Genomic DNA, 13,737 nt, shown 5'->3' with positions numbered 1-13,737 from the left:
TAACAGATGCTATTTGGTACTGCTGAAAATCTAATGTTAACTTATAAATCCAAGTTATTAATATGTCTGTGTGTCCTGCAAATCTATACTCAGGATTTATCGGCCCTCCCTCCGTTAAGAGAAAAATCGCACCAAAATTATTAAAATTAAGAGAGAATGTCATCACTAGGGATGGTGCAACTTGATGTAATACCATCGGTAGAGTAATCTCAAAAAACTGCTGGAATTTATTGGCACCATCAACTTCACTAGCCTCATAAATATCCTGGGGTATATTTGTAAGCGCACCGGAAATAAGCAACATAAAGTATGGAGCCCCAACCCAAACGCTAACAGCAATAACAGTGATTTTAGCGATAACTGGATCGGACAGAAATGCGATAGAGTCAATCCCCCAATGATTGAGCAAAGCATTAACTGGTCCTATCCCATTTAATAAAAGGCGAAAAATCAGTAACGTTACAAATGCAGGGATTGCATAAGGTAAAATGAATATGACTCGCCATATTTTTTTCCCTCTGATATCACTATTATCGAGGGCTAATGCGAGAATAAATCCAAATCCACAAGTCAATACTGTTGCTGCTACTGCCCACTCAATGGTCCACAAAGCAATCCCAGAAAATGTACCTGACCAAATTTTTAATTCAAAAAGCGTAAAGAAATTTTTTAATCCAACCCAATCCACTAGATTTTTCGGAGGAATATGATTTGGAGCCGAGTAGTTCGTAAATGAAACCAGTACCGTTATGACAATAGGCATGATGATAAAAGCAACGCTCGCCATAAACGCAGGTGACAAAACAATAAAGGCGAATTTATCATCATAAATAGCTTTGATCTGTTCACGAATAGTCAATTCACAGCCAGTACACTGCTGTGCATCACGAACGTTGAAAACGTAAGCACAGATAAATAAAAATAAATAGACCAGTGTGAGAACCCCTTCTACTAACATAAAAATAGAATTATCACCTGGTATAACATCGAATCCATTGCGAGTCTGAGCAATGTCTCCTAAAGACATCAAACCTTTTAGGGAAAGGATGGTTTGAGGTAGATAAAATATAAAAGCAATCTGAATAGCTAGTAATATACTTCCTTTTATCCAGTGCCTTTTAATCAGTTGCGTGCCTCCCATAACCAGATAGGAAAAAAGCAAGCTTGGAGCCGATTTGGTTTCAGACAACAGCATATTCACTCCTGGAATGCAATTTGTTCTTCTATTATTTTCTTGGCATGATCCAAAACCTTTCTAGGTTGCTGGTCATTAACCCACATCGCTGTAATCGCACTTGCCATTGGTGACCACAGATAGCCCATTTCCGGAATAGAGGGCATAGCATCTGAATTAAATCCCTGAGAAATAACGGCATAAGTCGCTTCATCTGTATTTTTAATTATTTTGTCCAGCAAGGATCTAACCGGTGGTATAGATTTCGTCATTTCATAACGCTTCATCAACATCTCTTTCGAGGAAATATAAGCTGCAAAAAGCTGTGCAGCTCTAGGATATTGACTATAAGAAGAAACAACAGCTTCGCGCACCGTAGAGAAAGTTCTTGGTTGCTTACCGTCAAGTGTTGGTATGGGTGCTACGCCATAGTTTATACCACTGTTATCATATCCTTGTATCGCCCATGGCCCATCAATAATCGCGGCAACTTTACCTTCGTTGAAAAGTCCACGACGTACCTGAGGGTTCCGCATATCACTTGGATTAGAACTGTTTGCCTTACGCAACGTCTGCATTGCAGAAAGGCCTCTTTGTGCTTGCGCTGAATTAATTCCTAGATCGTTTGCATCCGTACCATTTTTACCAAATTCGTAAGCGCCATACAGAGTAAGAAACATTCTAGACTCGTAGTAATTTTGTACATCCCAAAGTAGACCGTATTTATTTTCTTTGGCATCATTGAAATTAGCGCTAAAATCAATGATCTCCTCAAATGTTCTTGGTTTTTTTTCTAGCAAGTCCTTATTGTAGAATAAAGCTAGTGTAGAGAAGCTAACCGGAAACCCATAGCTCACACCTTTGTATTTTGAAGCAGTAATTGCGCTGGGTATAAAAGAACGATCAATCTCATCAGCAGACACTAGATTTTCCATGACACCACCCGCAACAACCAAACGACCAAGCAAATCATGTTCTATTTCTGCAACATCAGCGACACGTGCTGATCCACCATCCTGAATCATTCGTGAAGCGGCATCCATGGGGGCAAGTCCACGGAAGGTAAACGTCACGTCATGATTAAATTCTTTGTTAAATTCGCTGGCAGCAAACTTCATATACTCCAGCGTCGATTTATCCGTCCAGATAAGAAGATCGGCGCCACTTTCTGGCTGAACATCTTGCGCGAAAACGCCACTCGCCATAGTGATTAGCGAGGTGAGCAAAGCCGCTTTAATCCAGGTATTAGTCATATCCATACCACAATCGTCGTTCAATAAGTACGACTAGACTATTACCGGCTAAATTTAAGTCAACTTCTATTTTAAAAATCCTTACCACAATTGTGATCAAAGTCCACAATCCAGTTATATCAAGGCGTTTTAGGCTTATCGACTTTTTATCTTCATTTTTATTTTTACAAGGAGACTCGGGGGGTTGAGTCTCATCAGGTTGTTATACAAGATAGTAAAAACCGTAAAAGTGTGACTCATATCAACATAATGGAGTGTTTATCTTGATGGATATCTCATTTCTAAGAGTGGCAGGAGGAAAAATAAATCTAGTTACCGAAAGATAGATGGGCGTTCACAGTGAACGACTAATACTATCCCGGCACATTAACTGATAGTCTTATAATTAATAAGGATCTCTCGTGAAAAAAACATTAATAGCGGTATCCGTCGCTATAGCATTATCCGGACCGACATTGTCATACGCGGCCAGTGAAACGAGTATGAAGTCGGAGAGCAGCTTTCTTGAAGAAGCTCTTCAGTTCGGCGGACATATTGGTACGTCTGTCGAGTACGAGGACAAAGTAACCGATGGTTTTAACGGACATAAGAAGAAGGAAAAGACCATTACAAACGAGGTCTTCGATGTGTTTTACAGCAATGTAAACTGGAACCTGTCGGCTCTGTATGCCCTAAAAATTGAAAACCGAGAGCAGAACGAACCTGGCTATTATGAGAATGAAGATGGGCTGAAACATCTTTTCTCTATAGATAAAGGGTTTCGGCTTACCAACGGTTGGTCCACTGGGCTGATTTACGAGCTTGAATATACCGACAGTAAACTCTATTCACCTTATGTGGACGGACTGCGTAAGGATCTAGCAGAACACAGCTTCCGGCCATATCTGACATACTGGAATAACGAATATAGCTGGGGCTTATACTCAAATCTTGAGTATCTATATAGTAAAGAAGATAAAAGTGCTTGGGGAAAGAGAACTGAGAAAGGATATAGTCTTTTAGTTAAACCTTATAAGCGCTTGGGAAATTGGGAATTAGGTGTTGAGCTATATTATCAGATCAAAGATAACGAAGACTATCAGAAAAACGGTAACATTAATGAAATAAGTGACTTTAGTGAAAAATACTTTGAACCCATTATTCAGTACACGTTTGATGATGCTGGCACACTGTACTTCCGCACCCGGTTTGGTGAAAGCGAGACTCGTCATGCCGCAAATAGCGGTGGTGGTAATGCCAACGTAGACTACTTCAAAGATATTCGTAAAGCCACACTAGGATATGAGCAAGCCATAAGCGATAACTGGGTAGTAAAAGGCGAATACGAGTACGCAAATGAAGTAGAGGATAAAAGTGAACTCGCGGGTTGGGAAGCGAAGAATGAAAGTGAACTGACACAGCACACTTTCTATCTTCAAGGGTTATATAGATTCTAATAATCGGCTTTGAGAGTTTGTAATGTTAAGTGCTTCGGAAATTGCGCGTTTACTGGCTGGAAAAATAAAAGGTGATGCGTCGACTATCATTGATACAATTCGTCCTCTCAACAGTCCAGAAAAGGGTGGACTTGCGATTGTTTTTTCTCGAACAGATTGCTCTTTTATTTGCGATAGCAAGGCAGACATACTAGTAGGGCCAGAGGCTATACTAAAGAGTTCAGCCCAGACTAAGATCTTAATCGACCATCTCGACGCTAACAAACTTAATCAGTTACTTCGTTACTACAAAGTACAGAAATACCGGTTATTTGATCAGGGGAATACCTCTCAGAGTCCCGACGTCTACATCGGTAAGCATTGCCAAATTGGAGAGCATTGCTATTTCATGCCTGGAGTCAAGATCATGAATGGAGTCTCTATTGGCAATAATGTAGCAATTCACGCCAATACTGTCATTAAAGAAGGCACCATAATTGGTGATAACGTTACAATCGATTCAAACAATTCGATTGGCAATTACAGTTTTGAATATATGGCTGGAGAGGACGGAAACTATCAGAGAGTTGAAAGCATAGGTCGCGTGATCATTCACAACAACGTCGAAATTGGCTCGAATAACACAATAGACAGAGGGACGCTTGGTGATACTATCATCGGTGAAGGGAGCAAACTCGATAATCAGATTCAGATCGGCCATGACTGTAAGATAGGGCGTCACTGTTTGATTATTTCTCAGTGCGGTTTTGCCGGTCATACCATCCTTGGTGATCATGTTATCGTTCACGGACAAGTTGGCACATCCGGACACATTACAATAGGTAGTCATTCAGTCATCAAAGCTAAATCCGGTGTCAGTCACTCTTGTCCAGAAGGTAGCGACTTGTTTGGCTATCCAGCGAAAGACGCCAAACACTATTACAAAAACCTAGCCGTCCTTAACAAACTCACCAAAGAATTTGACCAGAATAGAGGTTTTCCGATCAGTAAACCGAAATAACAGACCATAAACTCGAAACATCAAAAGATAGTCCTGACTTATATAAGAACAAAAAATAATCGCTCTTATAGTCAGATAACGTAATAACTTGAAAAAAGGATTTGATATGAAACGTTCACTCCTTATCCTAGCGATTACTACAGCCGTGCTAGCAGGCTGCAGTACCTCTGATGAGCATGCTAGCACAACTCTCGTTAAGGCTGACCCTCGCTTCTCTGACTGTAATCTACCCACTATTGAAGAACGGGGTCCGGTTCGCCCTTCCCTTTTCGTTGTTGGTTCTTTTCCAAACGAGCAATGGATTCACACTGAAAACCATATGATGGGCTACAAGGGAGACGGCATCTATCAGGCCGTAAGTGACGAAAAAGCAGGAAATGTCAGCCTGCAATTTGCCACTATGAGCTGGAATCCGCAATACACAGCAGCAGGTATGGAAATGGTAGTTGGTCAGGTCAAAGAGCTAAAGCGCGCGGGTTTTGCTAAAAATACTCAAGTCAGTCTACCAACAGATGGGAAGTACGTATGGACAATTCAGCTTTCACCAGACAAAGCCCCCCTTCTTACCATGGTGGCACAATGTAAATGACATTGGTCATAGGCAGATTAACAATCTTTCAATCTGCCTAATTCAAAAATCAGAGTGTCAACAGAGTAATCACTGGTAAATCAATTTCTATTATCAGTACAGAGCGGTAAACGGAGAAATTCATGGCCACTGTTAGCCTACGCAAAATTGAAAAGCAATATGATAACAAATTTAAAGCCGTTCATAGCATCGACCTAGATATTCGCGATGGCGAGTTCATGGTATTTGTTGGCCCGTCGGGTTGTGCGAAATCAACAACGTTAAGAATGATTGCTGGTTTGGAAGATATTACTAGTGGTGAGATCCGCATTGGAAATAGAGTAGTTAATGGACTACCGCCAAAAGACCGTCGTATTGCAATGGTATTTCAAAACTATGCACTTTATCCCCATAAAACAGTTTTCGACAACATGGCTTTTGGTCTTAAAATGCAGAAGTGGCCTAAGGATGAAATAAAGCGCCGTGTGATAGAGGCTGCAGAAAAACTAGAGATTACCGACCTGTTATACCGGAAACCGAAAGAAATGTCTGGAGGTCAACGACAGCGAGTTGCCGTTGGTCGTGCTATTGTTCGTAAGCCTGAAGTATTCTTATTCGATGAGCCATTATCAAATTTAGATGCAAAACTTCGCGTATCTATGCGAGTGAAGATAGCTCAATTACATAAATCACTCAAAGATGAAGGAAGTCCTGCAACGATGATCTATGTTACGCATGATCAAACTGAAGCTTTGACTCTGGGCGACCGAATCTGTGTGCTCAACCAAGGTAAGATTATGCAGGTAGATACACCAAGCAATTTATACAATAAGCCCGCGAATAAATTCGTAGCCAGCTTTATTGGTTCTCCGGCCATGAATCTAGTAGACACCGTGATACGCGAAAAAAATGGACAGCTCTATGTAGATATTACCAACGACGTACGCATACTTATTCCTTTAGAAAAACAACAAGTATTGCGTGAATATATCGACAAGCCCGTTTGTTTTGGCATTAGACCAGAACATATTAATATCGCAAACGCTGATGACACGATAAATGTCGTCACTGGAAACCTAACCGTAGTTGAAAATATGGGTAATGAAAAATATATCTACTTTTCAGTGGGAGGTAAGGAGTTAATTGCCCGCGTTAACAATCAAAACATATCTACTAAAGACATTGGCACATCAATTCGTTTCAATTTAAACACTGAGTTCTGCCATATTTTTGACTTTTATAGCGAGGTTAATTTAACGCAAGACTAGGAAATCATGTTATGTCACGTTCATAATCACAAGGATATCTCCTATGAGAAAACGCACTTTATTTTTTAGTGTACTATTGACTACAATAGGCTTCAATAGTTTGGCACTGAGCGCTCCAATTCTTAATGAACATCGAACACAAGGTAAAGAAAGTAGTTTTTTAGATTTCAGGAAAGAGACTATTTATTTTCTTTTTCTTGATAGATTTAGCGATGGAGATTCAAGTAATAACATCGGCGAGAATAAAGAGACTTATGATCCCAACGACTTAAAGAAGTACATCGGCGGCGACATTCGTGGTTTAATTAATAAGCTACCTTATCTCAAGTCTTTGGGGGTAACAGCTATCTGGATCACTCCACCCATTGATAATGCTAATAACTTAGATATTAATGGTGGGGCTGGTTATCATGGATATTGGGGGCGAGACTTTTTTCGAGTAGATGAACATTTCGGTACTATTGAAGACTTCAAAGAGTTGGCCGAAACCATGCATAGTCAAGAATATGACATGAAGCTAGTTCTCGACTATGCACCAAACCATTCTAACGGAAATGACGAAAATGAATATGGTGCGATATATCGAGATGGTGAATATATCATAGATTACAATACTGATCTAGCTGCTGGTACTAACTGGTATCACCACAACGGTGGCGTTACTGACTGGAACAACTGGAATCAGGTAAGAAATCACAACTTATTTAATCTATCAGACTTCAATCAGTCAAATAAAGATGTTTATCAATATTTACTTGAAGGCTCTAAGTTCTGGATAGATGCTGGTGTCGACGCAATCCGTATCGACGCGATAAAACACATGGATAAGTCATTTATTCAGCAATGGACATCTGACATATATGATTATAGCAAAACTCTAGGACGCGATGGATTTTATTTCTTTGGCGAATGGTTCGGTGCTAGTGCCAATAAAACTACAGGTATAGATGGATATGCCATTGATTATGCGAATACATCAGGGTCAGCACTACTCGATTTTGGTTTCCGAGATACATTAGAGCGAGCTCTTGCCAACCGTTCTAACAATAGTTTTAAAACACTTAATAACTATTTAAACAAACGGGAGAAAGTGTTTTCTAGCGATGATTGGCAAGTGGTGTTTATGGATAATCATGATATGGCGCGAATTTCCACTGCATTACGCTCTAGTGCATCAACCTTCGGCCCCGGAAATAATGAGTTAGGCGGTAATCAAAGTGAAGCGTTTGCTCAAGAAAGAGTAAATCTAGGGTTAGTTGCTACTATGACAGTACGCGGGATACCTGCGATATACTATGGAACAGAGCATTACGCAGCAAACTTCACTCAGAACGGCTTTGGCCAAGTTGGTAGCGATCCATACAACCGAGAGAAGATGCCAAGTTTCAGCCAAGATACGCAAGCATTCAAAATAATTAAAACGTTGGCTAAACTTCGCAAAAACAGTCTTGCTATTCAACGTGGCAGTTATATTTCACGTTGGGTCAATGAAGATATACTGGTCTTTGAACGTCAACAAGGTGATGATGTCGTTACCGTTGCGCTTAATCGTGGCCCGTCTGCTTCAATTACTGTTCGTAATCTAGCTCTATCCGATGGAAGTTATACGAATTTACTCGACGATAACAGTGTACATGTAACTGCAGGGCACGCAACACTGCATCTCGCCCAAAATCAAGCAATTGTATTGCATGGGCTAAGCAATAGTAATACGGATCCACTTTCGAGAGACATCACATTCACTTGTCATAATGGTGTTACCACTTCAGGTCAGAGCGTTTATGTCGTTGGTAATCACCCTCAGCTGAGTGGTTGGGCATTAGGAAATGCGATAAAGCTAGAACCATCACAGTATCCTACATGGCGATCTACGCTTACCTTACCCGCAAAACAAGATATAGAGTGGAAATGCGTAAAACGAAACGAGTCAGATCCCACAGCAAACGTAGTTTGGCAGTCCGGTGCTAATAATCAATTTAACACTGACCGCCAAAACGCAACAGAGGGTAGTTTCTAATATTCATATCTAAAACGCGTCCTACCTAATAGTTAGGGCGCGCATTTCGGAAATTGGGCGAATCTCGCGCTTTTTAATAGTTCAAATAAAGACTGTAACAGGTACTTGCCCATTCCAGCACTGGCGTTTCTTATCGCTGATACTCTTTAAACATCGATATTCCATCACTTTAGGTTGTAAATGTTACACTTTTACCACCAACATAAAGTCATCGCGCCCTCCCCTTCACCACATTCGATCAAGCAAAATGCTTTGCAGCTGAAATATGGGTGAGCGGTGCCCAACATTTATGTTGCAAAACCAAAAATCTGTGTCATTAATACAGGGCTTAACGCGACAGCAAGTTGGCGGTAGAAAACTCACCGACTAGCGTTAACGCAATGAATCTTAGTTGCTTCATCCGTTCGGCCTAGGCGCTTGCAACTAGGCGATTTAACGACTTTTCTTTTCAACTAAGGTGACAATATGCTGCTTGCAATGTTGGCGATTATTGCTGGGTTTGCGCTTCTGATATGGAGTGCAGAAAGGTTTGTGGAAGGCGCGGCGGTGAGTGCCCATTATGCGGGAATGCCGCCTTTATTGATTGGCATGCTGGTCGTGGGCTTTGGTACATCTCTGCCAGAGATTCTAGTGTCGACCATGGCCGCATTAGATGGCAACTCTGCATTAGCGCTCGGCAATGCGCTGGGCTCCAACATCGTCAATATTACCCTAATTCTCGGGGTAACGGCCCTGATTGCGCCCATTGCGGTCCATTCCACCATCGTCCGCACAGAGCTGCCGATTCTGTTAGCCATCACTCTTGTTATCGGGGTGATGTTGTGGAACTTCACGATTAGCTTCTACGAAGCCTTGCTGCTGATCGCAGGCTTCTTGCTGCTGATCGGCTGGACGGTGTGGCGTGGGATGCGAACCAAAGAAGACACCCTCGCCATCGAGATGGATGCCGAGCTCACTCAGCAAACCCTCTCACTGAAAAAGGCAGTAATGTGGCTGGTGATCGGGCTCGCACTATTAGTTGTTAGCTCACGCATCTTGGTGTGGGGTGCCGTTGGGATCGCCCAACAGTTGGGCGTCAGCGATCTGATTATTGGCTTAACCATAGTCGCATTAGGGACCTCCCTGCCCGAGTTGGCTGCCTCGATCATTGCCGCCCGCAAAGGAGAGCACGATATTGCCGTGGGCAACGTGGTCGGCTCCAACATTTTTAACTCCCTCGCCGTGATTGGTATTGCCGGCGCCATCGAGCCAATTCGCGACATCGCAGAAGAAGTCTTCTGGCGAGATTGGATGGTGATGCTCGCCGTGACCTTACTCTTGCTGCTAGTCTCAATGCGCTTTGGCAAGACACGAGAAATCAACCGCGCCGAAGGGGGATTACTGTTTATATGCTACGTCAGCTACACCTGCTTGCTGATCTATGCCGTGCGGTAGGAGGTTACCAACCTCGGTGAAGAAAATGTCTGCGCATAAAGACATTGTGCGCAGATATTGGTGTGGTATCTCATTCATTCGCATCAATAAATGCTTTTAGCGCCCGCTCGTCAGTGATCTCTAAGCCATTTTCTGTTTTGGTAATAAGTCCCCTTTCAATCAATTCTTTCACTGCTCGCCGATAGACGCGGCCTGAAGTGCCAAACCGCTCAGCCTCTTGGTTGACTCGGTCAAACCCGCCCAACAAGGTATTGGTTTGGCTCCTGATCAAAAGATCATAAGCGATGTTGTAAGTAATGGGATGCAACAATCGGTTCGTGTAGATAGCCATAGAGTCTTGATAATCTTCCGCTAACGCTGATGCAAAAAACACCATCATTTCAGGCTGCTGTTGCAGCTTTTCCGTTAGCGTTTGAATACAAATGACATCAACCTGCATATGCTCGTCTGCTATCACACTCCACTGGCAAGGCGATTGAGTAAAGTACTCCATTTCACCATAAATATGGTAATCGCAGTTTGCCTCACCGAGTTGAAAACGTCGCCCATTCGCCGCCAATATACTCATCGAGACTCGGCCCACCGGCACAACGTATAAATGCTGAAGTTCCTCACCTTGGCGAAGAATCGCTTCACCTACATCAAAGTAACGCGTACTGATTTGACACTGATAAATCAAATCACGAAAAGCGGCACTGTTTTTCTCAAGGTATGTTTTGAAGCGACCGGTTGGATAAGGCCCGATTTTCATTCTCTGCTCTCTCAGAAAATCTAATGACAACGATGTCATTTTGATTGTACCCCGTCACAACCAATAAAAAAGCGACATTGACCTGCCGCTTTTATACACATTGATTGATGACGAAAAAGTAACTGAGGCTATAACATGACTAGCTCTGAGCAATAAGCGCTTCTAACGCCGTGGTTGCCGCAAGCCTTTCACCTTCCATCATCACTCGAGTCTCATCCACATACTGCCCAATGCCCTCTTTCACATCTTGTTGATAGAGCACGACATTATTTAAGATCGAAGCGACATGGAGGCCTCGTAACCGACCCACCGCCAACAGGGCAGAGGTTTCCATATCAGCACCTAACACGCCTTTCTGGTTCCAGAATTGGCATATCGCTTCTTCATTATCAGTATAAAAACTGTCATGAGAGCGAACTACGCCGAAATGATATCGGGTGGCTTGCGTAGAGAGATAGCGCTCGATTTCCTTCAATAGTTGAAGGCTTGCATAGGCTGGGTAAGCTGTATCCACATAGGCCTTAGAACCGCCTTCATCCCTTACTGCACCCTCCGCGACAATCAGCTCTCCAAGCTGAATTCCCGCTTGCATCGAGCCTGCAGAGCCGACGCGTATTACATAGCTAGCACCGCATTGCTTTAACTCTTCAACCGCAATGAGCATGGATGGCGCACCGATCCCAGTACTACATATAGAAATCGATTGCCCCTTGTAACTGCCTGTAAAAACGCGATATTCGCGATTTTCAGACATCATTTCTGCATTATCCAATAATGCGGCAATACGATTGGCACGATCGGGCTCGCCACACACAATCACGCGAGGCGCAACTTGTGTTTCATCAACACCAATATGAGGTTGTTTGACCATAAATACGCTCCTCACGCTGCCGCAGCTTGAGTTAATGTTTTATCGTCATTCCGTTTTGCGCTACGCGCCCATTCCCGTGTGCCATTGGCAGCAATGAACATTAAGATTGCATACTGCGCAGACATTGCATAAACACCTTGTGTCGCGTAAATGCCCACACTAATAACGTTAATAACAACCCACAGAATCCAATTTTCCACGTATTTGCGCGTCATCAGCACTTGAGCAACAACGGACAGCACCGTCATCGTGGCATCCCAGAATGGGAACGCATCCGGCTCAAGCACGGGAGAAGCCAAGTTTGAGCCTAAAAGGTTTAAACCATCAACAGTGAAGCTTGCGAGCGAAAAGAAAAATGTATCGATATAGATAGTTAGCCAGGTTATCGAAATCACACTGACTACCGCTGTCGCAATGAGCTTCTGCTTGCTTAACCAGCGTACTTCTAAGGTTTCGCCTTGCGCGTTAGGACGTGTCCATGCGTACCAACCATAAATGTTGGCACAAAAGAAAAACAGTTGAAGAAGCAGTAACCCATATAACTGAATTTGAAAGAATATCACCGCAAACAGAGTGACATTGAGCAAACCAAACAGGTAGTTAATCGTTTTCTCTTGGCTAGCAAACCAAATACACAGTAATCCAAAAACGGTTCCGAACGCCTCAATCCAACTCATCGCATAACCGTCTCCGAGTGGAATATTGACGAGGGTGTTATTAATGTCGAGCAAAGCAAATAGACTCATGGTGAGGCCTTTATTGTTCTGTTGAGATTGTGCTTATCTTAGGGGCGAACAGCAGATAAAAGGAGGACATTTGTCCCCTCTTGACTGCACTCGATCATAATTCAGGTGAATATATTATTATCGCTATAAAAAGGCTCTCCGTACCGGGCATCCCAATAGGCTCTCCTAGTATGGAGGATGGCGAGACAAAGACAGCGGCACTGTTTGCGCGTTTAACGAAAAAGGCCAAGTGTTCGAATATAGCCATCACGAAGGCAGGACCAAGAAAAACAAAGCCCAGCGAGATAAACCGCAGGGCTTTTTCTTAATGGATAGTTAAGAAAAATATAACATTAGAAGCCGTAAGAGGCCCCAAATACAAACGCGTTATTCACTAGGCTGTCACCACCCGCGTTTTCTGCACCATGTGCTTGACTGCGGAACTCAAAGTAAGGTTGAACACCTTTACGAGTCCACGTTGCGCGAAGCTCGTGGTCCATGGTTTCCGCTTCAATCATGTAGACGTTGTTGTAACTTAGCGTCACATCCTCATTCATCACGTAACCGATGCGGTTATCCATACGGTAATCTGTATCCGCATCTGCGTCTGTCGCATCAATATGCGCACGAGTACGGTTACTTAACGAGATGCCGCTGTCGAAGTTGTATCCAATCTTAACCAATGGACGGTACTGCACATTCTCGCCAGCAGAGAATAGGTGTTGGTAACCCGCGGCAACCCATAAATGCTCGGTAAGATTAAATACCTGTTCACCACCCACAGTGATTGCTGGTGTGGTGTTACCTGCACCACCGTTTTCTGTTTCCAATTTACCTAACTGAATACCATCAAATTCGGTGTAAATCGTCAAGCCGCCGAATTGGTTATCAAAAGTATGCCCAGCTTCCAGTGTAGATGTAACGTCCGAACCATGAATTCGGCCATCATCGTGGAATTGAACATTACCTGTTACGTAAGAAGAACCAGCAAAAGCGCTAGAAGCGAAAGCGAGAGAAAGAGCACTCAGTGCAAAAAATTTTTTCATGATTACTGCCTTTATTTGTTCGCGTTATACGAWAGTTTTGGAGGGCATCTCTTCCCTTTTATCGCAAACTTTGGAGTGTGCCTCCTTGGCGTTCGCAATATTGCTTCAATTAATTCGCGATGAAAAATAAAACGTTTTAAAAAAGTGATCTTGTTCAAACCGACGCTTAAAACCTGATAAAAATACAGTAAATA

At 42.8% G+C, this 13,737-nt stretch carries 12 protein-coding genes and 1 pseudogene; 7 read left to right on the top strand and 6 right to left on the bottom strand.

Going from position 1 to position 13,737, the window contains the following annotated elements:
- Together BZG84_RS15490 and BZG84_RS15485 are read right to left on the bottom strand one after the other, a co-directional pair.
- Positions 1-1,195, bottom strand: a 1,195-nt coding sequence (locus BZG84_RS15490; protein WP_077678448.1) for a carbohydrate ABC transporter permease, incomplete at its 3' end; no start/stop codon positions are given.
- A gap of 2 nt (positions 1,196-1,197) precedes the next feature.
- Positions 1,198-2,427 carry a sugar ABC transporter substrate-binding protein gene (locus BZG84_RS15485; protein ID WP_077480515.1) on the bottom strand — a complete coding sequence of 410 codons (1,230 nt, stop codon included), beginning with the start codon at positions 2,425-2,427 and terminating at the stop codon, positions 1,198-1,200.
- Positions 2,428-2,828: 401 nt separating this feature from the next.
- Between BZG84_RS15485 and BZG84_RS15480 the strand changes: the two genes are divergently transcribed.
- The 6 genes from BZG84_RS15480 (at position 2,829) to BZG84_RS15455 (ending at position 10,150) form a co-directional block, all read left to right on the top strand.
- Complete coding sequence (locus tag BZG84_RS15480) at positions 2,829-3,863, top strand: porin (protein ID WP_077678447.1); 1,035 nt, start codon at positions 2,829-2,831, stop codon at positions 3,861-3,863.
- A 22-nt stretch (positions 3,864-3,885) separates the two neighbouring features.
- Positions 3,886-4,863 (top strand): UDP-3-O-(3-hydroxymyristoyl)glucosamine N-acyltransferase, encoded by a 978-nt coding sequence (locus tag BZG84_RS15475; protein WP_077678446.1) that lies wholly within the window; start codon positions 3,886-3,888, stop codon positions 4,861-4,863.
- A gap of 106 nt (positions 4,864-4,969) precedes the next feature.
- Complete coding sequence (locus tag BZG84_RS15470) at positions 4,970-5,452, top strand: glycosidase (protein ID WP_077481434.1); 483 nt, start codon at positions 4,970-4,972, stop codon at positions 5,450-5,452.
- Between the two features lie 122 nt (positions 5,453-5,574).
- Complete coding sequence (locus tag BZG84_RS15465) at positions 5,575-6,699, top strand: ABC transporter ATP-binding protein (protein ID WP_077481432.1); 1,125 nt, start codon at positions 5,575-5,577, stop codon at positions 6,697-6,699.
- Positions 6,700-6,742: 43 nt separating this feature from the next.
- Entirely contained in the window at positions 6,743-8,716 is a 1,974-nt protein-coding gene (locus BZG84_RS15460) for an alpha-amylase family glycosyl hydrolase (RefSeq protein ID WP_077481431.1), read from the top strand.
- Between the two features lie 465 nt (positions 8,717-9,181).
- The gene (locus BZG84_RS15455) at positions 9,182-10,150 is read left to right on the top strand and encodes a calcium/sodium antiporter (protein ID WP_077481429.1); all 969 of its coding nucleotides are present in this window, start codon (positions 9,182-9,184) and stop codon (positions 10,148-10,150) included.
- 70 nt (positions 10,151-10,220) lie between these two features.
- Here the strand turns inward: BZG84_RS15455 and BZG84_RS15450 are convergent, their stop codons facing one another.
- From BZG84_RS15450 to pnuC, 3 genes are all read right to left on the bottom strand, one after another.
- Positions 10,221-10,901, bottom strand: coding sequence for a Crp/Fnr family transcriptional regulator (locus tag BZG84_RS15450; protein ID WP_077481427.1), 681 nt, complete (start codon positions 10,899-10,901; stop codon positions 10,221-10,223).
- 139 nt (positions 10,902-11,040) lie between these two features.
- Positions 11,041-11,772, bottom strand: a complete 732-nt coding sequence (locus BZG84_RS15445) for a nucleoside phosphorylase (protein WP_077481425.1) — start codon at positions 11,770-11,772, stop codon at positions 11,041-11,043.
- An 11-nt stretch (positions 11,773-11,783) separates the two neighbouring features.
- The gene (gene pnuC / locus BZG84_RS15440) at positions 11,784-12,518 is read right to left on the bottom strand and encodes a nicotinamide riboside transporter PnuC (protein ID WP_077481423.1); all 735 of its coding nucleotides are present in this window, start codon (positions 12,516-12,518) and stop codon (positions 11,784-11,786) included.
- 134 nt (positions 12,519-12,652) lie between these two features.
- Here pnuC and BZG84_RS16505 point away from each other — a divergent pair.
- A pseudogene (locus BZG84_RS16505) lies at positions 12,653-12,837 on the top strand (hypothetical protein); the annotation flags it as partial.
- Between the two features lie 13 nt (positions 12,838-12,850).
- On the opposite strand, the gene BZG84_RS15430 reads toward BZG84_RS16505, so the two are convergent.
- Positions 12,851-13,543, bottom strand: a complete 693-nt coding sequence (locus tag BZG84_RS15430) for an oligogalacturonate-specific porin KdgM family protein (RefSeq protein WP_077481421.1) — start codon at positions 13,541-13,543, stop codon at positions 12,851-12,853.
- Between the last annotated feature and the right edge of the window lie 194 nt (positions 13,544-13,737).

It is taken from the genome of Salinivibrio sp. PR932, assembly GCF_001996125.1.
GTDB classification, from domain to species: domain Bacteria; phylum Pseudomonadota; class Gammaproteobacteria; order Enterobacterales; family Vibrionaceae; genus Salinivibrio; species Salinivibrio proteolyticus.
The sequence above is the reverse complement of the archived record's forward strand: the minus strand, read 5'-3'. Positions and strand labels throughout refer to the sequence as shown.